The 23,700-nt window shown below is 47.7% G+C and carries 31 protein-coding genes; 15 read left to right on the top strand and 16 right to left on the bottom strand.

The window, feature by feature from the left end:
* Positions 1-29 precede the first annotated feature (29 nt).
* From ACN0UN_RS03240 to dolP, 3 genes are read left to right on the top strand one after another with little or no spacing between them, the layout of a single operon-like run.
* Entirely contained in the window at positions 30-380 is a 351-nt protein-coding gene (locus ACN0UN_RS03240; protein WP_417658711.1) for a YraN family protein, read from the top strand.
* A 9-nt stretch (positions 381-389) separates the two neighbouring features.
* On the top strand, positions 390-962 hold the full coding sequence (locus ACN0UN_RS03235; protein ID WP_417658710.1) for an SIS domain-containing protein: 573 nt from the start codon (positions 390-392) through the stop codon (positions 960-962).
* Entirely contained in the window at positions 959-1,534 is a 576-nt protein-coding gene (dolP, locus tag ACN0UN_RS03230) for a division/outer membrane stress-associated lipid-binding lipoprotein (protein ID WP_417658709.1), read from the top strand. The genes ACN0UN_RS03235 and dolP overlap by 4 nt, the downstream gene beginning before the upstream one ends.
* Positions 1,535-1,540: 6 nt before the next feature.
* Here the strand turns inward: dolP and ACN0UN_RS03225 are convergent, their stop codons facing one another.
* The 9 genes from ACN0UN_RS03225 to zapE all read right to left on the bottom strand — a co-directional run bounded on the left by ACN0UN_RS03225 (position 1,541) and on the right by zapE (position 9,245).
* Complete coding sequence (locus tag ACN0UN_RS03225; RefSeq protein ID WP_417658864.1) at positions 1,541-2,008, bottom strand: ClpXP protease specificity-enhancing factor; 468 nt, start codon at positions 2,006-2,008, stop codon at positions 1,541-1,543.
* Positions 2,009-2,019: 11 nt separating this feature from the next.
* Positions 2,020-2,649, bottom strand: coding sequence for a stringent starvation protein SspA (gene sspA / locus ACN0UN_RS03220; protein WP_417658708.1), 630 nt, complete (start codon positions 2,647-2,649; stop codon positions 2,020-2,022).
* A 17-nt stretch (positions 2,650-2,666) separates the two neighbouring features.
* Positions 2,667-3,413, bottom strand: a complete 747-nt coding sequence (locus ACN0UN_RS03215; protein ID WP_417658707.1) for a cytochrome c1 — start codon at positions 3,411-3,413, stop codon at positions 2,667-2,669.
* Positions 3,413-4,675, bottom strand: coding sequence for a cytochrome b (locus ACN0UN_RS03210; protein WP_417658706.1), 1,263 nt, complete (start codon positions 4,673-4,675; stop codon positions 3,413-3,415). The genes ACN0UN_RS03215 and ACN0UN_RS03210 overlap by 1 nt, the downstream gene beginning before the upstream one ends.
* Complete coding sequence (gene petA / locus ACN0UN_RS03205) at positions 4,675-5,265, bottom strand: ubiquinol-cytochrome c reductase iron-sulfur subunit (protein ID WP_417658863.1); 591 nt, start codon at positions 5,263-5,265, stop codon at positions 4,675-4,677. Before petA ends, ACN0UN_RS03210 begins: the two co-directional genes overlap by 1 nt.
* A gap of 206 nt (positions 5,266-5,471) precedes the next feature.
* The gene (gene rpsI, locus ACN0UN_RS03200) at positions 5,472-5,864 is read right to left on the bottom strand and encodes a 30S ribosomal protein S9 (protein WP_128352158.1); all 393 of its coding nucleotides are present in this window, start codon (positions 5,862-5,864) and stop codon (positions 5,472-5,474) included.
* A 17-nt stretch (positions 5,865-5,881) separates the two neighbouring features.
* Positions 5,882-6,310: a 50S ribosomal protein L13 gene (rplM, locus tag ACN0UN_RS03195; RefSeq protein WP_128352159.1), complete on the bottom strand. Its 429-nt coding sequence runs from the start codon at positions 6,308-6,310 to the stop codon at positions 5,882-5,884.
* 263 nt (positions 6,311-6,573) lie between these two features.
* Complete coding sequence (locus ACN0UN_RS03190; protein ID WP_417658705.1) at positions 6,574-8,127, bottom strand: Na/Pi cotransporter family protein; 1,554 nt, start codon at positions 8,125-8,127, stop codon at positions 6,574-6,576.
* Positions 8,124-9,245 (bottom strand): cell division protein ZapE, encoded by a 1,122-nt coding sequence (zapE, locus tag ACN0UN_RS03185; protein ID WP_417658704.1) that lies wholly within the window; start codon positions 9,243-9,245, stop codon positions 8,124-8,126. The genes ACN0UN_RS03190 and zapE overlap by 4 nt, the downstream gene beginning before the upstream one ends.
* 76 nt (positions 9,246-9,321) lie before the next feature.
* Between zapE and ACN0UN_RS03180 the strand changes: the two genes are divergently transcribed.
* The 3 genes from ACN0UN_RS03180 to ACN0UN_RS03170 all read left to right on the top strand — a co-directional run bounded on the left by ACN0UN_RS03180 (position 9,322) and on the right by ACN0UN_RS03170 (position 12,506).
* Positions 9,322-9,738 carry a YhcB family protein gene (locus tag ACN0UN_RS03180; protein ID WP_417658703.1) on the top strand — a complete coding sequence of 139 codons (417 nt, stop codon included), beginning with the start codon at positions 9,322-9,324 and terminating at the stop codon, positions 9,736-9,738.
* 244 nt (positions 9,739-9,982) lie between these two features.
* On the top strand, positions 9,983-11,329 hold the full coding sequence (locus ACN0UN_RS03175; protein ID WP_417658702.1) for a DegQ family serine endoprotease: 1,347 nt from the start codon (positions 9,983-9,985) through the stop codon (positions 11,327-11,329).
* A gap of 121 nt (positions 11,330-11,450) precedes the next feature.
* A complete protein-coding gene (locus tag ACN0UN_RS03170) occupies positions 11,451-12,506 on the top strand; it encodes a trypsin-like peptidase domain-containing protein (protein WP_417658701.1) in 1,056 nt (351 codons plus the stop codon).
* Positions 12,507-12,522: 16 nt separating this feature from the next.
* On the opposite strand, the gene murA is transcribed toward ACN0UN_RS03170, so the two are convergent.
* The 7 genes from murA to ACN0UN_RS03135 all read right to left on the bottom strand — a co-directional run bounded on the left by murA (position 12,523) and on the right by ACN0UN_RS03135 (position 17,189).
* Positions 12,523-13,779 (bottom strand): UDP-N-acetylglucosamine 1-carboxyvinyltransferase, encoded by a 1,257-nt coding sequence (murA, locus tag ACN0UN_RS03165; RefSeq protein ID WP_417658700.1) that lies wholly within the window; start codon positions 13,777-13,779, stop codon positions 12,523-12,525.
* A gap of 12 nt (positions 13,780-13,791) precedes the next feature.
* Positions 13,792-14,049, bottom strand: coding sequence for a BolA family protein (locus tag ACN0UN_RS03160; protein WP_417658862.1), 258 nt, complete (start codon positions 14,047-14,049; stop codon positions 13,792-13,794).
* A 62-nt stretch (positions 14,050-14,111) separates the two neighbouring features.
* Positions 14,112-14,411: an STAS domain-containing protein gene (locus tag ACN0UN_RS03155; RefSeq protein WP_417658699.1), complete on the bottom strand. Its 300-nt coding sequence runs from the start codon at positions 14,409-14,411 to the stop codon at positions 14,112-14,114.
* Positions 14,411-15,076, bottom strand: a complete 666-nt coding sequence (locus tag ACN0UN_RS03150; protein WP_417658698.1) for an MlaC/ttg2D family ABC transporter substrate-binding protein — start codon at positions 15,074-15,076, stop codon at positions 14,411-14,413. Before ACN0UN_RS03150 ends, ACN0UN_RS03155 begins: the two co-directional genes overlap by 1 nt.
* Before the next feature lie 10 nt (positions 15,077-15,086).
* Positions 15,087-15,554 carry an outer membrane lipid asymmetry maintenance protein MlaD gene (mlaD, locus tag ACN0UN_RS03145; RefSeq protein WP_417658697.1) on the bottom strand — a complete coding sequence of 156 codons (468 nt, stop codon included), beginning with the start codon at positions 15,552-15,554 and terminating at the stop codon, positions 15,087-15,089.
* A gap of 5 nt (positions 15,555-15,559) precedes the next feature.
* Positions 15,560-16,336, bottom strand: coding sequence for a lipid asymmetry maintenance ABC transporter permease subunit MlaE (gene mlaE, locus ACN0UN_RS03140; protein ID WP_417658696.1), 777 nt, complete (start codon positions 16,334-16,336; stop codon positions 15,560-15,562).
* Positions 16,329-17,189: an ATP-binding cassette domain-containing protein gene (locus ACN0UN_RS03135; RefSeq protein ID WP_417658695.1), complete on the bottom strand. Its 861-nt coding sequence runs from the start codon at positions 17,187-17,189 to the stop codon at positions 16,329-16,331. The genes mlaE and ACN0UN_RS03135 overlap by 8 nt, the downstream gene beginning before the upstream one ends.
* Positions 17,190-17,366: 177 nt before the next feature.
* Between ACN0UN_RS03135 and ACN0UN_RS03130 the strand changes: the two genes are divergently transcribed.
* The 9 genes from ACN0UN_RS03130 to rapZ are packed head-to-tail and all read left to right on the top strand — an operon-like array spanning position 17,367 to position 23,693.
* Entirely contained in the window at positions 17,367-18,347 is a 981-nt protein-coding gene (locus ACN0UN_RS03130) for a KpsF/GutQ family sugar-phosphate isomerase (protein WP_417658694.1), read from the top strand.
* Positions 18,347-18,901 carry a 3-deoxy-manno-octulosonate-8-phosphatase KdsC gene (kdsC, locus tag ACN0UN_RS03125; RefSeq protein WP_417658693.1) on the top strand — a complete coding sequence of 185 codons (555 nt, stop codon included), beginning with the start codon at positions 18,347-18,349 and terminating at the stop codon, positions 18,899-18,901. The genes ACN0UN_RS03130 and kdsC overlap by 1 nt, the downstream gene beginning before the upstream one ends.
* On the top strand, positions 18,898-19,473 hold the full coding sequence (lptC, locus tag ACN0UN_RS03120; RefSeq protein WP_417658692.1) for an LPS export ABC transporter periplasmic protein LptC: 576 nt from the start codon (positions 18,898-18,900) through the stop codon (positions 19,471-19,473). The genes kdsC and lptC overlap by 4 nt, the downstream gene beginning before the upstream one ends.
* Complete coding sequence (gene lptA / locus ACN0UN_RS03115; RefSeq protein WP_417658691.1) at positions 19,430-19,963, top strand: lipopolysaccharide transport periplasmic protein LptA; 534 nt, start codon at positions 19,430-19,432, stop codon at positions 19,961-19,963. Before lptC ends, lptA begins: the two co-directional genes overlap by 44 nt.
* Positions 19,944-20,669: an LPS export ABC transporter ATP-binding protein gene (gene lptB, locus ACN0UN_RS03110; protein ID WP_128352176.1), complete on the top strand. Its 726-nt coding sequence runs from the start codon at positions 19,944-19,946 to the stop codon at positions 20,667-20,669. Before lptA ends, lptB begins: the two co-directional genes overlap by 20 nt.
* 8 nt (positions 20,670-20,677) lie before the next feature.
* Positions 20,678-22,051, top strand: coding sequence for an RNA polymerase factor sigma-54 (locus ACN0UN_RS03105; RefSeq protein WP_417658690.1), 1,374 nt, complete (start codon positions 20,678-20,680; stop codon positions 22,049-22,051).
* Between the two features lie 27 nt (positions 22,052-22,078).
* Positions 22,079-22,366, top strand: a complete 288-nt coding sequence (gene hpf, locus ACN0UN_RS03100; RefSeq protein WP_417658689.1) for a ribosome hibernation promoting factor — start codon at positions 22,079-22,081, stop codon at positions 22,364-22,366.
* A gap of 3 nt (positions 22,367-22,369) precedes the next feature.
* Positions 22,370-22,816 carry a PTS IIA-like nitrogen regulatory protein PtsN gene (ptsN, locus tag ACN0UN_RS03095; RefSeq protein WP_417658688.1) on the top strand — a complete coding sequence of 149 codons (447 nt, stop codon included), beginning with the start codon at positions 22,370-22,372 and terminating at the stop codon, positions 22,814-22,816.
* A 25-nt stretch (positions 22,817-22,841) separates the two neighbouring features.
* Positions 22,842-23,693: an RNase adapter RapZ gene (gene rapZ / locus ACN0UN_RS03090; protein ID WP_417658687.1), complete on the top strand. Its 852-nt coding sequence runs from the start codon at positions 22,842-22,844 to the stop codon at positions 23,691-23,693.
* The last annotated feature ends 7 nt before the right edge of the window (positions 23,694-23,700 follow it).

The raw sequence follows: 23,700 nt of genomic DNA, 5'->3' as shown, positions 1-23,700 counted from the left end.
CAGTAACATCGACACGTTAAGGACATGGAATGTCACGTAAAGATATGGGAAATCAGGGCGAAGAAATAGCCCGCACGTTGCTTGAGCGGAATGGTTTAGGCCATGTACAAAGTAACTTTCGCTGCGATATCGGCGAAATCGATTTAATTATGCGAGATGGCGACGCCTGGGTGTTTATTGAGGTAAAATCTCGAAGCAACGAAAGATTTGCGAGTGTGGTTGAACAGATTACTGCAGATCAATGTCAAAGAATTCGACGTTGCGCGCAACTCTTTTTAATTCAGCAAAACTTAAATGAGCATGTTACTTTCATGCGTTTTGACATCGTCGCCATTGTGATGGACTTTGAACAAGCCCAATGGCTGCAGGATGCATTTTGAAGAGGCTATATGCAAGACCCAATAAAAACCTTATTTACTGAGTGCATTCAAACACAAATTGCGGCAGCAGATATGCTGCAAGAACCGCTAGAAAGTGCTGCTAACTTATTGGTTGAGTCGTTACTGCAAGGTCGCAAGATCTATTGTTGTGGCGAGAGCCTGGCGCACGCAACGTCGCGCCATTTTGCCCATATCATGTTAACCGGTTTAAGTTTCGAACGGCCGCCCTTCCCAGTTACCTCGCTGCATGCCGATTATGGCGCCAAGGAACATACCCGTATGTTCGCCCAGCAAATTCAAGCTGTGGGGCAGGCAAATGATGTGCTGATGGTATTCAATGCCTGTGAGCGAGCCCCACGTGTCAGCGCGGCGATGGAAGCTGCGCTCAGTCGCGATATGCTTATTATTGCGATAACGCATACCAGTGACACCGACATCGCCGGACTACTTGGTCCCGAAGATGTTGAGATAAGAATACCAACAAGCAACAGCGCAAGAGCTAGTGAGCACTTACTACAAATTTCAAATATGCTGTGTACCATTATAGAGCATCGAATTTTTCCACAGGAGACAAATTCATGAGCAACCGTCGGAAATTGATTCGTACGGCGTTTCTTAGCGCCGTTCTTACCGTAACCTTAAGTGGCTGTGCCGCAGCCTTAGTAGGCGCCACAGCGGTGGGGATTTCTGCGGCAACCGATACCCGTAGCGTGGGCACTCAAATTGATGATCAAACCATTGAGGTACGCGTGATTACGGCGTTAAAAAATGACGACCGAATGGATGACTCACGCGTGCAAGTGGTTTCGTTTAACCGTTCGGTATTGTTGTTGGGGCAGGTGAATAACAGCTCACTGCGCGAGCTTGCCAGCCATATTGTTCGCAATACCCAAGGCGTGGACCGCGTGCACAACGAACTTCAAGTGGCGCCAGTTATCTCGTTTGGCCAAATCAGTAAAGATACGTACATTACCAGCAAAATAAAGGCAAAGTTCGTTGCTAACGATAAAATTAACGTAAGTGATATTAAGGTCGTTACAGAAAATGGCGAGGTTGCATTAATGGGCTTGGTCGACCGTGACACTGCGAAATTAGCTATCGACATAGCGCGCAACATTAATGGGGTTACGCGCGTTATCGACGCATTTGAATAACACGTTTTATTTTACAACGCGTAAATGCGAGCCTGACGATTTCTTCTTGGTTGCTTTAGATTTTGATTTGGGTTCGCTTTGTGCCGCTTCCTTGTCTTCATCAATCTCTGAAGACAACTGTTCCGACGATTGCTCGAGTGTGGTTACACTTGGCGTGTCGTAATAAGGCTCTGGTTCAAACACTGACCCAGCACCGTTCTCGCGAGCATACAGCGCTAATATTGCACCCATAGGCACAATCACCCGATGCGGGTTGCCAGAAAATCGCGCATTAAACTGCACCGATTCATTGTCGACAACAAAGTTTGTCACCGCGGTTGGGGAAATATTAAGAATAATCTGACCATCTTGAACGAACTGCCACGGCACCTGACAGCCAGGATAATCTGCATCAACCACTAGATGCGGTGTAACTTGATTATCGATTATCCACTCGTACACCGCCCGTACTAAGTACGGACGGCGTGGTGTCATCGCTTGTTCACTCACCGACCTAAGTCTCGCTCGTTCTCGGTGAGGGATTCCTGAAATGACTCGCGCTCAAACACACGAACCATGTAGGCTTTTACTTCTTTCGCACCGGCACCTTCTAACTCGATACCATACAACGGCAAACGCCATAGTAATGGGGCGAGGTAGCAATCTACCAAGCTAAACTCTTCACTCATGAAGAAAGGTGAGTCTGCAAACAATGGCGCTAGCGACAAAATGCCTTCGCGTAGCTCCTGACGTGCTGCTTCTGCACCTTTACCACCCGCTGTAATTTTCTCCGCAAGCGCATACCAATCACGATCAATGCGGTACATCATTAAGCGGCTGGTACCCCGGGCAACAGGGTACACCGGCATTAATGGCGGGTGCGGGAAACGTTCATCAAGGTATTCCATGATGATATGAGCGTTATAAAGCACTAACTCGCGATCAACCAGTGTCGGCAATGAGTCCGCATATGGGTTGAGTTGCATTAAGTCTTCCGGACGATTGTCCGGGTCAACAAATGTTATCTCAACACCAACGCCTTTCTCTGCAAGCACGATACGCGTTTGATGGCTGCGTAAGTCATTTACGCCCGAATATAAGGTCATTACTGACCGTTTGTTTGCCGCAACCGACATGTTGTTCTCCATAAAGCTTATTTCACGTCCTTAAAGAATTCACGTTTCAGCAGTATCGCGAAAATCAAAAAGACTAATAGGAAACCGAACACATACCAGCCAATGCGCTTCTGTTGCAACATCATTGGTTCACCTGTGTAAACCAAGAAATTGGTCAAATCAAGCGCAGCTTGGTCGTATTCAGCTTCAGTCAACATACCGCTGCCATCGGCTTTAATACCTACATAAACGTCCTGCATTTCGCCGTCGATCATGCGCTGTTCTGTTGTTTTACGCGGCACGCCTTGCAGTTCCTGCAATGCATGCGGCATACCAACCGCTGGAAATACCGTGTTATTCACGCCAAATGGACGGCTTTCGTCTACATAAAATGAACGCAAATAGGTGTAAATCCAGTCAGCACCACGAACGCGCGAAACCAGAGTTAAGTCCGGAGCTGTTGTACCAAACCAATTACCTGCATCGTCAGCAGTCATGGCGTTGGTTATTAAGTCACCGACTTTTTCGCCTGTAAATTGTAAGTTCTCGACCCCTAATTCTTCAGGAATCTCAAGATCTTTGAACGTACGATTGTAGCGTTGATACTGCATTGAGTGACAACCCAAGCAGTAGTTCATGAACAACTGTGCACCACGCTGCAACGACGCTTTGTCATGCAAATCAACGTTCGCTTTATCCAGTGGAACTGTTGGGCCAGCTGCTAATGTTGCAACTGACCACAGTGATGCTGCTACCAGCAGAGTATTTTTAATAAACTGTTTCATCACTTAGTAATCCTCTCTGGAACTGGCTTCGTGTTCTCGTTCTTACTGTAGAAGAACAAGACAACAAAGAACGCAAAGTACAAGAAGGTGAAGATACGCGCGAACATGGTGTAAACCTCAGTCGCAGGCTTCAAACCTAAGTAGCCGAGCGCGATGAAGCTGATCGCAAATACCGTCAGGTTCACTTTGTGAATGGTACTACGGTAGCGAATTGAGCGTACTTTACCGCGGTCAAGCCATGGCAGTACGAACAAGGCAACGATAGCGCCAAACATCAAGATAACACCGAATAATTTATCAGGAACTGCACGCAAAATTGCATAGAACGGCGTGAAATACCAAACAGGTGCTATATGCTCTGGCGTTTTCAGCGGATTAGCCGCTTCAAAGTTTGGTGGCTCCAGGAACAGACCACCCATTGCCGGAGCAAAGAAGATGACGTAACAGAAGAAGAACAAGAAGATAGCAACACCCACCAAGTCCTTCACGATGTAATACGGGAAGAATGGGAATGCATCGACAATGTCGTACTTCTTCGTGAAGCGCTCATGGAACGTGAACTTCGGCTTCTCAGACTCGGGTACCGAGCCTTTAGGCTTCTTAATTGAAACACCTTCAGGGTTGTTCGAGCCAACTTCGTGCAATGCGATAATGTGCAAGAACACTAAGATAACCAAGACCAATGGCAAGGCAATAACATGCAATGCAAAGAAACGGTTCAAGGTAGCGCCGGAAATGACGTAGTCACCACGAATCCACAGCGTTAAGTCATCACCAATGATTGGAATTGCACCAAACAATGAAATGATTACCTGTGCGCCCCAGTATGACATTTGGCCCCATGGCAACAAGTAACCCATAAAGGCTTCAGCCATTAGTACCAGGAAGATCAGCATACCGAACACCCACAGCAATTCGCGTGGCTTCTGGTAGGAGCCGTACATCATACCGCGGAACATGTGGAGATACACCACCACAAAGAACGCAGACGCGCCAGTGGAGTGCATATAGCGCAACAACCAACCGTACTCAATGTCTCGCATGATGAATTCAACCGAGGCGAATGCGCCTTCGGCTGATGGGACATAGTTCATTGTTAACCAGATACCGGTGAGGATCTGGTTCACTAAAACCAAAGTGGCCAGCACACCAAAGATGTACCAGAAGTTAAAATTTTTCGGAGCAGGATATTGCGCTAAGTGAATATTCCACGTTTTGGTCATCGGAATACGTTCGTCAAACCATGCAATGAGCTTTTTCATTAGGCTTGTCCCCCGTCTTCACCGATTAAAATCGTTGTATCACTGACATAGTAATGCGGCGGAACAACCAAGTTATATGGCGCTGGAACACCTTGGAATACGCGACCGGCGATATCAAACACTGAACCATGGCATGGACAGAAGAAGCCAGACTCTGCACCTTCCACATATTCACCCATACCTTGATCTAAAAACTGCGGTGAACAGCCTAGGTGGGTACAGATACCAACCGCTACAAAGAACTCTTCTTTGCGTGAGCGATGCAAGTTTTTTGCATACTCTGGTTGTTGTGGCTCGTCAGAGTTCGGGTCACGAAGCTGACCGTTGACAGCTTCTAGTGACGCCAACATTTCTGGCGTACGACGCACAACCCAAACAGGTTGGCCACGCCATTCAACCCGAACCAATTGGCCCGGCTCTGCTTTTCCAATGTTCACTTCCACTGGTGCACCCGCGTTTTTTGCTTTTTCACTCGGGTTCCACGATGCAATGAAAGGAACGGCAACACCAACCGCGCCCGCTGCTCCAACGACAGATGTCGCGACAGTCAGAAAACGACGGCGGCCTTTATCTACAGGCGCATTGCTCATCCACTTACTCTCCAGTTTGGACGCTTCACGGGACTTTGCCGCGAAGTCAGTAATTAGCTGCTGCGTTAGGCTCACCCAAACAACTTGCGGGCGAGCGACAATAAAAAAATGCTTTCAGATGATAAAGAAATGCCCTGATTTTTACAAGGATAAAGACAAAAAACCCGGCACAAAGGCCGGGTTTTTGACGTACTCGAGTTTTCGAATTAACGCTTCGAGAACTGTGGACGCTTACGCGCTTTATGCAAGCCAACTTTCTTACGTTCAACTTGACGTGCGTCACGCGTTACATAACCCGCGCTACGCAAGTTGCTACGTAGAGTTTCGTCGTACTGCATCAGTGCACGGGTAATACCGTGACGTACTGCGCCAGCTTGACCACTGGTACCACCACCTTTAACAGTGATGTACAAATCGAATTTTTCAACCATTTCTACCAACTCAAGCGGTTGACGAACAACCATACGAGCGGTATCACGGCTAAAGTATTCTTCTAAAGTGCGGTTATTGATGCTGATGTTGCCGCTGCCTGGACGCAAGAAAACGCGTGCAGTCGAGCTTTTGCGACGACCAGTACCGTAGTATTGATTCTGTGCCATAGTCTTCATGCTCCGTCTTAAATTTCAAGTTGTTTTGGTTGCTGAGCTACATGGTTGTGCTCTGCACCAGCGTACACTTTCAGTTTACGGAACATGGCACGACCTAGTGGACCACGAGGTAACATACCTTTCACCGCTTTCTGAATTACCATTTCTGGTTTCTTAGCAATCAACTTCTCGAAGCTGATTTCTTTGATACCGCCTGGGTAACCAGTGTGTGAATAGTAGATCTTGCCCTGTGCCTTACGGCCAGTAACAGTCACTTTCTCAGCGTTAACGATGATGATGTAATCACCAGTGTCTACGTGAGGAGTGTATTCAGGCTTATGCTTACCGCGCAAGCGTGTAGCAACTTCAGTCGCTAAACGACCTAAGGTTTTGCCTTCAGCGTCAATAACATACCAGTCACGTTGTACAGTTTCTGGTTTTGCAACAAATGTACTCATTGAAATTACTCTTTTCTTTAAGGTTCACGACAGTAGTTCCGGGCTTCCCCGCGAACCACAACAACCGCTGTGGTTGAGCCACTTAACGGTTAGTTGTACCTGTAACGTGGGCTGCGCGGATTATAGGGAAAAGTGATCGAAAGATCAACGGCGATGTTCGTTAATCGTTATTCGTTAATCGTTATTGGTTATTGGTTAATCGTTATTGGTTATTGGTTAACGAATAACGACAAGCGCAGCGATCGAATAACGAATAACGCTTTTCAGGCTTTCAGTGCTGCGATGATTTCGGCACTACGTTCCCACAGGCTCGCAAGCTGGAACAATGCGGCACCCTCTGTTGGCGATAATTCGTTCGCTGCGATATTCGTCAACCAGGTATGCCGCAGTAGGTTGCGCGTTGCGCGTATTGAACTTAATAGTGCCGACCAACTCGCTTCTGAACGGTCTTTCATGTCTGCGCCACTCAATAATTCCAGCAGTTGATTGCGCATGTCATGATTGAGGCTAGCGTCGATATGCGCCGGCTTAGCAGCGCGAAGTTTTTCGACGATATCGCGTAAATCGATTAACCGGGCATAACTATTATGAAGCTCCGCCAGTTTTAATGCTTCGTCACCATGCAGTTGCTTTTCACTCAGTAAATTGAGGTAAACCTTGATGTGTCCGAGTAGCTCGCCCGTCGCAATATCTTCTTCAGTATCAGCGTGTAAAGCATCATCTCGCAGTAACGCTCTTAGGCGCATGATATATTGGCGCAAAACACGGTTGAGTTCTTGCTGCGCTGCACCCAAACCCATGGCGGGAATTTGAAGTACAGTTTTATCCAGAAAGCGCGGCTCACCAGAGCGCAAAGGCGGTAGCCGATACCAACGCTCAACCTGGCGAAAAATGCGGGTATCCAGCAACCACATTAAAGCCAAGCCTAACACGTTGAACAATGTATGAAACACTGCAAGCCCTGAACTGATATTAGTGACTTGTTCACCACCAGAAAGCAACTCTGCGACCCACCATAAAGGGACCAATAACACCAGTGCAACTGCGCCAGTCACGCTGTTCATGAGAACATGCACTGCCGCCAAGCGTTTCGCGTGTGCGGTTGCGCCCACACTGGCCAGCAACGCCGTGATGGTAGTGCCAATGTTGGCACCGATAACCACAGCAGCACCGGCAAGTGGGCTAAAGACGCCACTGACTGAAGCCGTTAAAACAATTGCGAGTGCAGCTGAGGACGATTGCACCAGCGCCGTTAGTATCGCCCCTGCCATTACCGCCAATAGCACACCTGTTATACCCGTAACGTGCAATTGCTCTACCGGTAACACCGTTACCACTTGTTCAAATGCATCGCGTAGTGTATCCAGCCCGACAAACAATACACCGAATCCAGCAATCGCCGTGCCTACGTTGCCAGCAACTGAGTTTTTACGAACCAGTTGAATGAGCATGCCAAAACCAATAAGCGGCCAGGCAAAAACGCCAATATTGAGCTTCAGACCAATCAGCGCGACTATCCACGCCGTCATGGTGGTACCGACGTTGCTGCCGAAAACCACCCACGCAGCTTCGCGCAACTTAAGCATGCCAGCGTTAGTAAAACCGAGTAAAGCGACAACAACTGCACTTGACGATTGCACCAAGGCAGTTACTGTGAAACCTGATAAAGCCGCGCGCAGACGGGTTTGAGTGGAGCGTTCGAGGAAATTTTGTAAGTGGCTGCCCGCTGCAGCTTTCAAACCATCAGTGAGCAACTGCATACCAAGTAGCAGTAGGCCTAGACCTCCAATTGCTAACGTCAGGTCAGTTAAAGTCATGGTTTGTGTGCGAGCCCTAAATATTCGTGACTTTGCATTTCGAGTAAGCGGCTGATACAGCGCTTGAACTCAAAGTTAAGTTTGCCGTCCGTGTACAGCGCATCAAGTTTCGTCGCGGCCGACATGATCAGCTTAACGCGTCGTTCATAAAACTCATCAACCAAGGCGATGAAACGACGCGCGGCGTCATCGTTATGCGAACCCATTTGCGGTACATCACTAATCAGCACCGCATGATAACACTGTGCTAATTCAATATAGTCGTTCTGTGAGCGAGGGCCACCGCAAATTGCCTCAAATGAAAACAACACCACATCATCACACTCCATACGCACCGGAATATTACGATTGTTCACCGTAATGTATCCGTGCTCATCACGGTTGCAGTGATCGGGCGCTAATTCCGTGAAGTATCGCTCAAGATTGGCATCCGCTGCCGCGTCCGCTGGAGCGTGATAAATTTCAGCCTGCGTCAATGTACGCAGTCGGTAATCAATACCACTGTCAACATTGATGATTTCACAATGCTGCTTAATCAGCTCAATCGCTGGCAAGAAGCGCTGACGCTGTAAACCGTTGCGATATAACTCGTCTGGCACAATATTCGAGGTAGCTACCAGCACCACATTGCGTTTAAACAATTCCTGCATCAGTGTGCCCAAGATCATGGCGTCGGTAATGTCTTGCACGAAGAACTCATCAAAACATACCACCCGCGCCTCGGCCGCAAGCTTGTCTGCAATCAATGGCAACGGATCGCTACGCCCTTTGAGTTCTTTAAGCTCAGCATGCACACGGTGCATAAATCGATGAAAGTGGACACGTAACTTCTGTTCAAATGGTAGCGTTTCGTAAAAAGTATCCACCAAATAGGTTTTACCGCGGCCTACACCGCCCCAGAAATAAATGCCCTTGGGTACCTTGGCTGTAGCACCAAACAGGCTTTTAATGGTTTTTAACAGGCTGGGTTGCGTCGCTTGGTTATGAAATAAGACCAGTTCGTCGTATAGACGCTGCAAGGCTTCCACAGCGCACCGTTGAGCCTCGTCCGGCGTGAAATTACCACTGTTAAGGTCCTGCTCATACTTTGAGATTGGCGTAAGCTTGTTCGTTGTCACTACCACTTTGACCCTTTTCTAGATTATGCTAGTAGGTGTTAGTTTATCATGCGAATTGCATTTTTAAGGAGTAATTATGAGCTGGATTATTGGAATTTTATTAGTCGTTGCCGGAGCAATTGTTGGTTTTTTTGCGGCGCGCTACTGGCTCGCAGAGCATTCGGATGAAGCAGAACTGAGCGACGAAGTGACTCAAACTAAGCAAAAGTTGGCTGATTATCGCCAGGAAGTCGCTGAGCATCTTGCTACAGCGCAAGCGCTGGTGGGTCAGTTAGAAGAAACACAAGATAAGCTAAAAGCGTATTTACACCACAGCGCAGACCTATTGCAGCGCGAGCAAGAACAACCAAGTCTGCCATTTTTCGCTGAAGACACCATGCGTGAACTACGTATGGCTAACAAAGTAAATAGCGAAAAGCGCAAGTCGGACGATAAAGCCGCAAGTGATATGCCGCGCGATTACAGCGATAAAAAATCTGGACTATTTAAGTAATTCAAAAGCGTTGTTCGTTGTTCGTTATTCGGAAAAGCCGAGAAAAAGCGTTTTTTGTTTAAACGAGTAACGAATAACGAATAACGAATAACGAATAACGAATAACGAATAACGAATAACGAATTTACATCTTGAAACACATCCCACCTGAACTTATTTATAAAGCGTCAGTCTTTAAATGCATCTATTCTTAATCTTTTCCAATCACAGTTTGCACACAGTGCATATATAGGAGTTAACTCTGATGAAAGTGAAGTTTATAGCTGTATTGGCCATTGCGAGTGCACTCATTATTGCGCCTGTTTCGGCCGGCATTCCTTTCTTTGGTGATAAAGATGAAACCCCAACGTTGGCACCGATGCTTGAAGAAGTCACGCCTGCGGTTGTGAATATCTCAGTGAAAGGGAAACGCGAAGTTCGACAACGTATTCCGGATATTTTCCAATACTTTTTTGGTCCAGGTGGTCCGCGTGAGCAGGTGCAGGAACGTCCGTTTCAAGGTTTGGGCTCTGGTGTCATCATAGACGCTGATGAAGGCTACGTTGTAACCAACAATCACGTGATTGATGGCGCATCTGAAATTTTAGTGACGTTAAAAGACGGTCGTCAGTTTGACGCAGAAGTGATTGGTACCGACGACCGTTCAGATATCGCATTGCTGAAAATCAAAGACGGCGATAACCTTACCGAATTAAAAATTGGAGATTCAACCGCGCTGCGCGTTGGCGACTTTGTTGTAGCTATCGGTAATCCTTTTGGACTCGGGCAAACGGTTACATCGGGTATTGTTAGTGCGCTAGGTCGCAGCGGTTTGGGAATTGAGGAAATTGAAAACTTCATTCAAACCGATGCCGCAATCAACAGCGGCAACTCAGGTGGCGCATTGGTTACGCTTGATGGTCACCTCATCGGTATCAATACGGCTATTTTAGGCCCTAATGGCGGCAACATAGGTATCGGCTTTGCAATTCCTGCCGACATGATGCAAAACCTTGTGCAACAGTTGATTGAGTTTGGCGAAGTGCGTCGTGGCGTTTTAGGCGTTCGTGGTAATGATCTGACACATGAAATCGCAAAAGCCTTAGACTTAAAAGCAAATCAAGGTGCTTTTATTGCGGAAGTTATTCCGGAAGGCGCTGCTGACAAAGCAGGCCTGAAGTCTGGCGACGTTATTGTTGCCGTGAACGGCGAAAAGATTCGAACCTTTGCTGACTTAGGTGCGCGTGTGAGCACCCTAGGCGCGGGCAAAGAACTGCAGCTCACCGTGCTACGTGACGGCGAAGAAAAGAACTTTAATGTGGTACTCAGCGCTGACGACCAGGCCGTTACTGCCGCAGCACTTCACCCTGCACTTGACGGTCTCACTCTTGCACCGAGCGAGCAAGGTGGCCTGAAGGTAACCGCAATTGAAGAAGGCTCGATGGCCGAACGCTACGGTATCCGCAAAGACGACGTGATTATTGGCGTTAACCGCAATCCTGTGAATACCATGTCGGCTTTGCGTGAAGCGCTGAGCAGCGCAGGTAATGTGGTCGCATTAAATATTCGCCGCGGTAACTCGCAATTGTATCTCGTGCTGCGCGGCGGCTAACGCACATCAAAACATAACCGTGGTACTTAAGCGGATATGAAAGAAGGCAGCAGTTGCTGCCTTCTTTTTTAAACAGTGTTATGCTTTTGCATATTCTTAAATCAATAGGTTACAACTCGCTATGCAGCTACGCCCTCTTGCTTGGTACATCGTTCGTTCTGTTGTTCTCGGCCTAGCTGTCGCTGCAATTGTAATTTATCTGTTGCCTCACCTAAATAATGATAACGGTGATGACCCGCAACGCACAGAAATGCCGTTGAGTTTCTCGACGGCGGTGCAACGTGCCGCACCTGCAGTCGTTAATATTTACAGCATTGGTTCAACCCGCGAGTCTTATTATTCGCGACGCCCAAGTACATTGGTGCGTTTGGGTTCTGGTGTGATCATGGACAATCGTGGTCATATTTTAACTGCTCACCATGTGGTTGCTGATGTCAACGAGATTCAAGTTGCTTTGCAAGACGGCCGCAATTACAGCGGTCAAGTGATTGGTTCTGATCGCATTACCGATTTAGCGGTTGTTCGCATTGAAGCCGACAACCTACCCACTATTCCACAGAATGAATCACTCACAACCCAAGTGGGTGACATAGTGCTGGCTATCGGTAACCCGCATAACCTTGGTCAAACCATTACTCAGGGCATTATCAGTGCAACGGGCGGACGCATGGGGGTTATTCATTCTCATGCTGACTTAATCCAAATGGATGCTGTCATTAACGAAGGCGCATCAGGTGGCGCATTAATCAATAGCCAAGGCTACTTAGTGGGTATTAACAACGCGCAGTTTCGCGATGCGCGTGGCCAAGGCATTGATGGCATCTACTTTGCGGTACCCTACCCACTAGCTCGCTCAGTGATGGATACGTTAATTCGTGAGGGTGAGGTTGTCCGTGGTTATTTAGGTGTGCAAGTGGGTGAAACGCCGCCATCAAATCCTTACACACAACCGGGTATTTACGTCACTGGCGTTGACCCTAATAGCCCCGCTGAAAAAGCAGGCCTGCGGGCCGATGATTACATTACAGAAATTAATGGTAAGCCGATGTCTTCGGCTACAGAAGGTTTAGCCGTGGTGGCGCAGACCAAACCGGGTACGACAATTCAAGTCCATTATTTACGAGATAATCAGGAACGCATTGCCGAAGTGACCATTACCAAACTCGGTTCCATGTAAGGTGCTGCGTGAGTTACTAACTCACGCGTTTAATATTGGCACCTAATGCAGAAAGCTTCTTCTCAATCGTTTCATAACCACGATCGATGTGGTAGATACGTTCAACCACAGTTTCACCTTGTGCAACCAAACCAGCGATAACTAACGAGGCAGAGGCCCGCAAGTCAGTACACATGACCTGTGCGCCAGTTAAACGTAGTACACCTTTTGAAATTGCAGTGTTGCCTTCAAGTTCAATATTTGCGCCCATACGACGTAATTCTGGCACATGCATGAAGCGATTTTCAAAAATGGTTTCACGCACCCAACCCGCACCATCAGCAATTGCATTCAGTGCACAAAACTGTGCCTGCATGTCCGTTGGAAAAGCGGGGTGTGGTGCAGTAATGATATTCACAGGGCGTGGCCGCTGTGTCGCCTGAAGACGAATCCAGTCGTCACCTTTGGTTATTACAGCGCCAGCTTCCGTTAACTTCTTCAAAACGGCATCCAGCATAGTCGGGTCGGTATTGCGGCAGGTAACGTCGCCACCGGTAGCCAAAGCTGCAACTAAGAAGGTGCCGGTTTCGATACGGTCTGGCTGAACACGATACACGCCGCCATGCAGCTTTTCTTTACCATGAATGGTAATGGTGTCGGTGCCCGCGTCACGGATGTCCGCACCCATGCTGTTCAAAAAATTAGCTAAATCTTCAATTTCTGGTTCGCGTGCAGCGTTCTCAATGGTGGTGACACCTTCTGCCAAGGTTGCCGCCGCCATCAGGTTTTCAGTGCCCGTCACGCTGACCATATCCATAAGAATATTGGCACCCTTTAGGCGCCCATTAACCTTGGCATTGATGTAACCATTTTCAACGGTAATATCGGCGCCCATCTGGCGTAACCCTTCAATGTGAAGGTTGACAGGCCGCGCGCCAATGGCGCACCCACCAGGAAGAGATACTTGCGCTTCACCATATTTAGCGAGCAACGGGCCCAAAACCAAAATTGAGGCGCGCATTGTTTTCACTAAGTCGTAACTTGCAATGTGATGGTTAATGCCTTGCGGCTTAATCAAGAAACTGTTCGGCCCAAGCTTTTCGCTGCTCACGCCCAACTCGCCCAATAACTTCAAGCTTGTACTTACATCTTGTAGCGCCGGCACGTTGTCCAGCTGCACATCGTCTGAAGGCAGTATTGCAGCCATTAAAATTGGTAGCGCAGCATTTTTCGCACCCGATATCATCACGTCACCGTGCAATGCCTGACCGCCTTGGATTACTAATTTTTGCATGTGCAGTTCCTGTTAGCTCAACATTGCGAGTTTCTTCTCGCGTTGCCATTCTGTTGGCGTGTAGGTTCGAATAGAAACGGCATGCAGTTCACCACTGGCAATCCATTCTTTCAGGGGCGCATAGACAACTTGTTGTTTTTTGACTCGGGAAAGCTCACTAAAAAGCTCGCCGACCACGGTTATATTGGCGTGACCGCCATCAAGCTTAACTAAAACTTCGCTGACATCGATGCTGTCGAGTAGATGTTGCTGAATAGATTCTGCAGTTATCATAAATAAATTGGTTCTTTGTTTGTGTTCATTGCATGAATAGTATGAAATTTGTACGTACGTTATGCCAGCTCTAAGAGCGTATCGACACCACTTACGCGGATCATCGCCGTTAACTGCTGATTGGCGTTTTTAATCACCAAATCACGTTTCTGTGCACGAAGCTCACGCTTGATTTCAAGCAGCATTGCGACCCCTGCTGAGTCAATCTTTTCGAGCTGTTGCAAATCAAAAGTTAACGCTTGCTCACCTTGCAGCCACTGCTTTCGTTGCTTCCAGATATCAGGGACACTGGCACGCGTTAGCACACCATTGAATGCCACGTGGCCACTTTCATTCAGCTGCCATGCGCAGTCATTCATTACTTGGCTCCTTCCGGAAGATCGCGTGTTTGAACTGTTTCTTGTGCTTTTTCGCGTAGCAATGCAATGGTTCCGTCAATACCGTTTGAGCGTATAACCGAGCTAATCTCTGCTTGTTTGCTGTTTAAAAGGCTAACACCTTCTACCACCAAATCATAAGCTTTCCACACGTTGTCGTTACTGTCGAAACGCATTTTGAAGTCCAAACGAATTGGCGGACGCCCTTCTTCAACCAAACGTGTGTTGACGACAACCATGCGGCTGCCTTTTTCAAAACGTTCAGCGTTACCGAATTCGATGATATGCTTTTCTTCGTCGTACTGCGTAAACGCACCCGCATATGTCGTGATCAAGTAATCCCGAAATACAGCATAAAACTCTTGACGCTGCTCTTCTGTGGTTTCAGATAAATTACGCCCGAGTACGCGTTTTGCAGCATACACATAGTCAACGTAAGGCATCATTTCTTCGCGAATAATCAGACGAATATGGTTGATGTCCTTATCAATAAGCTCGCGGTCTTGTTCAATGCGCTCAAGCGTTTCGTTTGCTAACTTTTCTAGCAAAATATAAGGATTTTCATCGCGAATTAATTCCGCTTGAGCTGGCACTATACCGCCAAACCCAACAACAGCTACGACTGCAGCAACTAACCACATTTTCATGCTTTTCTCCTTAATCGTTACCCTGACTAAATAGGAACTGCCCAATTAAGTCTTCTAGAACCAATGCTGACTTGGTGTCATAAATTTGATCACCGTCTTTCAACATCTCTACGGTATCGTCGATAAAGCCTGGGTTTAAACCGATATATTGCTCACCCAGCAATCCTGAAGTCAGTATTGAGACCGACGTGGTATCAGAAAATTCATTGTATTCAGCGCTAATTGTCATTTCGACCAGCGGCTCGTAGTAATCACCACTTAACGAAATGTTGCTCACACGACCGACAACAACACCACCAACTTTTACTGGCGAGCGGTTTTTTAAGCCACCGATATTGTCAAATTTGGCATAGAGCTTATACGTCTCACCATTCGTTACAACACTGGTATTGGCTGCCTGTAAACCCAAAAACAACAACGCTAAAACGCCGATAATGACAAATAAACCAACTGCTAATTGTGTATTTCTTGATTCCATAGCTTTTATCCAAACATCAATGCTGTTAAAACGAAATCGAGCCCAAGCACTGCAAGTGATGCAGTCACTACGGTCGACGTGGTTGCACGACTAATACCTACCGAAGTTGGCGTGCAACTGTACCCTTTGTGTAAAGCAATCCATGTCACCACAAAAGCGAACACTAAACTTTTAATGATGCCGTTCAGAATGTCTTGTCCCCATTCTACGTTCGACTGCATGACAGACCAGAACGCGCCATCATCAACACCCAGCCAACGCACGCCGACCAAGTAGCCACCATAGATACCTACCGCTGAGAACACTACGGCCAGTATTGGCATGCTGTAAAAACCTGCCCAAAAACGTGGCGAAATGACGCGGCGTAACGGGTCAACACCCATCATTTCAAGGCTTGAAAGCTGTTCAGTTGCTTTCATTAACCCTATTTCCGCCGTAAGTGATGAACCTGCGCGGCCCGCAAATAACAGCGCGGTAACTACCGGCCCCAGTTCGCGCAATAACGACAATGCTACCATAGGCCCGAGTGATTGCTCGGCACCAAAGTCAACCAGAATGGTGTAACCCTGCAAGCCAAGCACCATTCCTATAAACAATCCGCTGACCACAATAATCACCAGCGACAATACGCCCACTGAGTACATTTGCTGCATCAGTAAAGGCCATGACTTACGTATTTGCGGCTTGCCCAGTAACGCACGCATTAACATAAAAAGTGCTGCGCCAGCGCCTGCAACTGAGTCCAACACAGAGCGGCCTAATGCGGCTATCCGATCAAGCATCTTTGGCCCCCAATAAGTCCTCTGCCAGTGGTGGTGCGGCGTAATGAAACGGCACAGGGCCATCGGCTTCGCCATGTAAAAACTGATGCACTAGTGCATTATCTGATTCCTGCAACTCAGTTGGGGTGCCATGCCCTATCACTTTTTTGTCAGCAATCACGTAAACATAATCCGCAATGGTCAGCACTTCCGCGACATCATGGGTAACCACGATGCTGGTTAGCCCGAGCGATTCGTTCAGCTCTTTGATTAGCTTAACGATAACTCCCATTGAAATTGGATCTTGGCCAGCGAATGGCTCGTCATACATAATCAGTTCTGGGTCTAAGGCCATTGCCCGCGCAAGCGCTGCTCGACGTGCCATACCACCTGATAATTCCGCCGGCATTAAATGTCTGGCGCCGCGCAAACCAACAGCTTCAAGCTTCATCTTCACGATGGTTTGAATAATTTCTTCCGGGAGCTGGCTGTGTTCGCGAATTGGAAATGCGATATTGTCGTACACTGTCATATCGGTGAACAACGCACCACTTTGAAACAGCATACTCATGCGTTTACGCAATTCGTATAAATCTGAACGCCCTAACGCATGCACGTTTTCACCAGCAAAGGTTATGCTACCCCGCTGCGGTCGCAACTGTGCACCAATCAATCGTAATAGTGTTGTTTTACCAATGCCGCTTGGGCCCATCACTGCAGTGATTTTCCCTTTTGGAATGCGCATCGATAATCCACGATAAACCTGATGAGCGCCGAACCCATGAGCAAAGTCAATGTCATCAATAACGACTAAAGCGTCGTCATCAGCATGGGTTTCTGGCTTTACGCTCGCAGAACTTTGAGCCGTATGCATCGCCTTGTTATCTCCCTTTTCAAGCCCGCTACTGTACCAGATTTAGGCTTTTTACTATAGGCAAAGGCGGTAAAATTTGTGACAAAACGTTAGATTCTGTGCTTTTTACGTCTGCATTTCGGATTTCGATCGGGTATTATTGCAATTAACGCACTTTAGCTGGGGTAATTCATCGCTATGACAGATTCAAGCAAGCAGTCTTTTAGGGCGCTCGGTGAGCGCGTCGTTGATATTGAAGCGGCTGCTATTACTGGCCTGAAGCGGTTCCTTGATAGCAGCTTTGAGCAAGCGTGCGACATTCTATTAAACTGTGCAGGCCGCGTCATTGTTATTGGCATGGGAAAATCAGGCCATATCGGTGGTAAAATTGCAGCCACACTCGCCTCGACGGGTACTCCCGCATTCTTCGTGCACCCTGGCGAAGCAAGCCATGGCGACCTTGGTATGATTACCAGCCAAGACGTCGTGCTCGCCATCTCTAACTCAGGTGAAACCGATGAATTACTGGCCATTGCGCCACTTATCAAGCGCCGCGGCGTAAAGCTAATTAGTATGACCGGCAACCCAAACTCAACCTTGGCAGACATTGCCGATGTGCATGTGTGTATCGCGGTTGAGCAGGAAGCTTGTCCGCTGGGGCTCGCGCCAACATCATCCACCACAGCAACATTGGTGATGGGCGACGCATTAGCGGTTGCCTTGCTGAATGCGCGAGGTTTCACCGCGGATGATTTCGCCATGTCGCACCCAGGTGGCAGCTTAGGTCGCCGGCTATTGCTTCACATTCACGATATTATGCACAGCGGTGATCGCATGCCCATGGTGCCAGAATCAGCTACTATTTCTGAAGCGTTACTCGAAATGTCGCGCAAAGGGTTGGGCATGACCGGTGTTGGTGATAGCTCAGGTAAATTAGCTGGAATATTTACCGACGGTGACTTACGTCGCATTTTGGACCAACGCATCGACTTACATACTACACCTATCGCGCAAGTTATGACGCGCAGCCCGGTAACCATTAAACCTGACGTTTTAGCCGCACAAGGTTTAAAACTTATGGAAGACCGCAAAATTAATGGACTCTTTGTGGTCGATGACCAAGGCATCGCTCGTGGTGCACTGAATATGCACGACCTACTGAAAGCGGGAGTGATGTAATGGAAACGATAAGCACCTGGTATGGTGATATCTCACACACATTGCTTGAACGTTTTAAGCAAATTAAACTGGTTGTGTGCGACGTTGACGGCGTATTTTCTGACGGTTGCATCTACTTGGGCAATCAAGGCGAAGAGCTAAAAGCATTTAATGCCCGCGATGGTTTCGGGGTTAAAGCGCTGCTTAATGCGGGCATTCAAGTTGCTGCAATTACTGGACGACAATCGGCCATTGTAGAAAACCGAATGAAAGCACTCGGGGTAACCCATGTTTACCAGGGACAAGTAGAAAAACTCTCCTGTTACGATGCGTTGCTAAAAACGCTTAATTTGCAAGATCATCAGGTTGCAACGATTGGCGATGACGTGCCGGATGTAGACATGATTAAGCGCAGCGGTATTGGCGTTGCGGTGCAAGACGCACATCCGTTTGTGCAACAAATCGCGGATTACGTAACGGCACAACGCGGTGGTTATGGCGCGGTACGCGAATTGAGTGACTTGATACTTCTTGCCCAAGGGCAATTACAACTGCATGGCGGAGTGAGCGTGTGAATCGCAATTTAGCGTGGGTTATCACCCTAATTTTTGTTACCGCAGCATTACTTTTCTGGCGGCCGTTTGGTGCTGATGACAATGATGACGAGCAGCAAGGTTATAGTGAAATTAAACCGGATTTTACGGCGCAAGGGCTGATTGTGCGTGTGTACGGTGTTAATGGTGAACTAGCACACCGCATTGCGGCCGAAAAAATGACCCACTACAGCCCAATTGGGCTGACTGAACTGACCGCGCCGACTTACATTGTGCAACTCGACAATAACGGTCCTATTTGGCAGGTTCAGGCCGAGCAAGGTTCATTTTACGCAGACAAGAGTTTGGTGTTGGAGCGCAACATTGAAATGATCAGCCTCTCGGAATCAGAATTTATAGACCGTATTGAAACAAGCTATTTAACCATTGATACACTGGAAGAATCCGTTCAAACTGACCAGCCAGTGCTGATTGTAGGCCGTGATTTTACGGCTAAAGGCGAAGGTCTGCGCGCGGATATGCGCGCTCAAACATTGGAACTTACACGACATGTTGAAACAATATATACCGGCAGCAGCACTACTAATAATTAGTCTGTTTTGCGTTGGTGAAGCGAACGCCCAAGGTCGCTTGGATTTTGAGCAGCCCATTAAAATTAATGCCGAACGCGACTGGTTTGACGTGGCAAACAAAATTGCTGTGTTTGAAGATAATGTCGTGATTCGTCAAGGCAGCTTAAGCATTCGCGCTGACCATTTGGAAGTGACGCGACGTGACGACCAGTCTGATGTGTTTACTGCAAGCGGTAGCCCTGCGGTGTACCAGCAACAACTGGACGATGGTTCTCCAATTTCTGCTGAAGCCGAAATAATTAGTTACGATCAAACCAAGCAATTATTGACGCTATCAGGCAATGTCAAAGTTTCACAGAGCAATAGCGTGATTCAAGGCAGTGAAATTGTGTATAACTTCGCCACACAACAAATGACAGCGAACCGCGGTGACGATGAAAGTGATCGTGTCACCACTATATTTATGCCGAAGAAAAAGAGTGACACCAACAATGAGCCGACTAATCGCTGAGCATTTAGCTAAGTCATATAAAAAACGCCAGGTAGTCAAAGACGTCAGCTTAACGGTTGAGTCTGGCCAGATTATTGGTTTACTCGGCCCCAATGGCGCCGGTAAAACCACCACGTTTTATATGATTGTTGGGCTGGTGAACAACGATAAAGGTCGCATCATGATTGATGATGACGATATCTCACTATTGCCCATGCATGAGCGTGCTCGTCGAGGCATCGGCTATTTACCGCAAGAGTCCTCGATTTTCCGCAAGCTGACGGTGCGCGATAATATTATGGCAATACTGGAAACCCGCAGTGACCTTGACGCCAATGGCCGCGAAGAGCGTCTTGACGGGTTATTGGAAGAATTTCACATTGGGCACATCGCCCACAGCCTGGGTATGAGTCTGTCTGGCGGTGAACGGCGACGCGTAGAAATCGCGCGGGCACTCGCGGCAGACCCTGCATTTATTTTGCTGGATGAACCATTTGCCGGGGTTGATCCAATCTCTGTTCTAGATATTAAAAAGATAATTGAACACCTGCGCAACCGCGGTATTGGCGTGTTAATCACTGACCATAATGTGCGCGAAACCTTGTCGGTATGCGAACATGCCTACATAGTAAGCCACGGTGAATTAATTGCCAGTGGCGACGCCCAGACCATCCTAAATAACCAGCAGGTGAAAGACGTTTACCTGGGTGAACAGTTCACCTTGTAGGTGGTGCAATGAAACAAAGCCTGCAGTTTAAGTTCTCGCAGCAACTGTCGATGACACCTCAGTTGCAACAGGCTATTAAACTATTGCAGTTATCAACGCTTGAATTGCAACAAGAAGTGCAACAAGCGTTAGAAGAAAATCCTCTGCTTGAGCTCGAGCATGCTGATGCTGAAGGCGAGACTGACATTGGCGACTATGAGTCGCCATGGGACAGCCTGTGTTCAGCTGCTTTAGGCCAGTCCTCTGCTGGTTATGACGGCGAAGATGCAATTTACCAAGGTGAAACCCACCAGTCCCTTCAAGACCATTTAATCTGGCAAATGCAGCTGTCGCATTTTTCCCCTACCGATGAATTCATTGCCCTTGCGATTATTGATTCGATTGATGAGAGCGGCTACTTAACTGTTTCACTGGACGACATTTTGGCTGCTGCCGAGAATCAAATTGGCGAGCCGATCGAGCCCGATGAAGTTGCCGTGGTGTTGAAGCGCATTCAGCATTTCGATCCTATAGGCGTTGGCGCGCGTGACGTACGCGAATGTTTAGAGTTGCAACTGCTGCATTTACCGGAACAAACCCCTTGGCGAGCCGCAGCATTGGTGGCGGTACGTGAGCATCTGGCGCTATTGGGAAGTCGCGATTACCGCACTTTAGCGCGGCGATTGCGGCTGTCGGAGTCGGACCTTGCTGAGGTTCTGGAGTTGATTCAACACCTTCAGCCACGGCCAGGCGAAGGCTTTGGCAACGCGAATGATGACTATGTGATTCCAGATGTATTAGTTCGCAAAAAAAATAACCGCTGGGTGGTTGAGCTAAATCCTGAAAGTGTGCCTAAACTTAAAGTGAATGAAAGCTACCTTAACTTATGCCAAGGCGCGCGACAAAAAGACGACATGCAATACATTCGCCAACAAACACAAGAAGCCAAATGGTTTATCCGCAGCCTCGAGAGCCGCAACGAAACCTTATTGAAGGTTGCGAGCGCTATTGTTGCGCGCCAACAAGGCTTCTTTGAACATGGCGCTGAAGCGATGAAACCTATGGTGCTTGCCGACATCGCCAGCGCAATAGATATGCATGAATCAACAATTTCACGGGTAACCACGCAAAAGTATATGCATTCACCGCGTGGTGTGTTTGAATTGAAGTACTTCTTCTCAAGTCAATTGAACACTGACAATGGCGGGGAAGCTTCATCAACAGCTATCAGAGCCTTGTTGAAAAAACTAGTTGCTGCGGAAAACCCGAAAAAGCCGTTGAGTGACAGTAAACTTACTGAACTCCTTGCTGAACAGGGTATCCAAGTAGCTAGACGAACCATTGCGAAGTATCGAGAAGCGCTGAGCATTCCGCCCTCGAGTCAACGCAAACGTCTTATCTGAATCTTGGACAAACAGAAGGAAGATGTTATGCAAATTAATCTGACTGGTCATCACGTAGAAATCACTGACGCATTGCGCGATTATGTTGACAGTAAATTTAGTAAGCTTCAGCGTCACTTTGACCACATAAATAACGTCCATGTCATTTTAAATGTTGAAAAGTTAACGCAAAAAGCGGAAGCTACGCTGCACTTAAATGGCGGTGAAATTTTCGCAGATTCACAACATGAAGATATGTATGCCGCCATTGACGGGCTGATTGATAAACTCGATCGGCAGGTAATTAAACATAAAGAAAAGATAAAACGCCACTAAATCATGGATTTATCCACCTTATTAAGCCCCGACTGCACACGCTGTGCAGTCGATGGCTCAAGCAAAAAGAAAGTACTTGAGCTCATTGGTCAATTGGCCTCGCCTCGCCTCTCCGGCACCACTAGCTTTGATGTATTTGAAAGCCTGCTCAATCGTGAACGGTTAGGCAGTACTGGTATAGGGCTCGGTGTCGCCATTCCGCATGGGCGTTTGGCTAGTGCCAATAAACCTGTTGCGATTTTAATGACGTTATCTGAGCCCATTGATTTCGATGCAATCGATAACCAGCCGGTGGATATTATTTTTGCACTGCTTGTGCCCGAAGACGAGCATGAGCAACATTTACAAACTTTAGCTTCCGTAGCACAGCGTTTGAATGATAAAAATTGTACGCGGGCATTGCGCGATGCGCAGAGCGACCAAGATCTCTACGAAATTTTTACCAAATAACCAAATGGTAGAGTAACCAAATTCGATGCAACTTATTATTGTTACAGGCCGATCTGGCTCAGGGAAAACCATTGCACTGAGGGTGCTTGAAGATCTCGGCTTCTATTGCGTGGACAATATCCCCATAACGCTATTACCAACTTTGGTTCATGCAGTTATTGAACAATACGATAAAGTTGCCGTTAGCGTTGACGTGCGCAATTTACCTGCAGACCAAAATGAGCTAACCGAAGCGCTCGACTTTCTACCCAGTAAAGTCAAACCAGAAATTCTCTATATTGATTCTTCCGAATCGATTTTACTACGCCGCTTTGGTGAAACGCGCCGATTGCATCCGCTGTCACAAAAAGAACTGCCGCTTGCCGACGCTCTTGCGGCGGAAGCGACCATGCTGGAACCTCTGGCTGAACGCGCAACCTGGCGAATCGACAGTAGTGATTTGAGTGTGCATCAGTTGAGTGAGCAAGTCGCCGAGCGTGTACTTGGAAAAGCGGCGTCACGATTGATCGTGGTATTTCAGTCGTTTGGTTATAAATATGGTTTACCGCCCGACCTAGACTACGCCTTCGATGCGCGAATTCTGCCTAATCCGCACTGGGAGCCTGAGTTAAAGCCGTTGACTGGACGCGACCCCGCTGTGCAACATTTTTTCGCCCAGCAGCCACTTGTGACTAAGTTTATCCATCAGCTCGAAGTGTTTTTGGAAACTTGGTTGCCACACTTTCAGCGCAGTAACCGCAGTTATTTAACCATTGGTATTGGCTGCACCGGTGGTCAACATCGTTCTGTTTATATCGCAGAGCAACTTGCTAAGCGCTTTGGTGATCAACCCTTCAAAGTACAGGTTCGCCATCGCGAGGCGAGCCGACATAAGTGAGGTGTTA

The sequence above is a fragment of the Pseudidiomarina sp. genome (assembly GCF_048267825.1).
GTDB lineage: Bacteria > Pseudomonadota > Gammaproteobacteria > Enterobacterales > Alteromonadaceae > Pseudidiomarina.
This window is presented reverse-complemented; position numbering and strand designations above follow the sequence as displayed.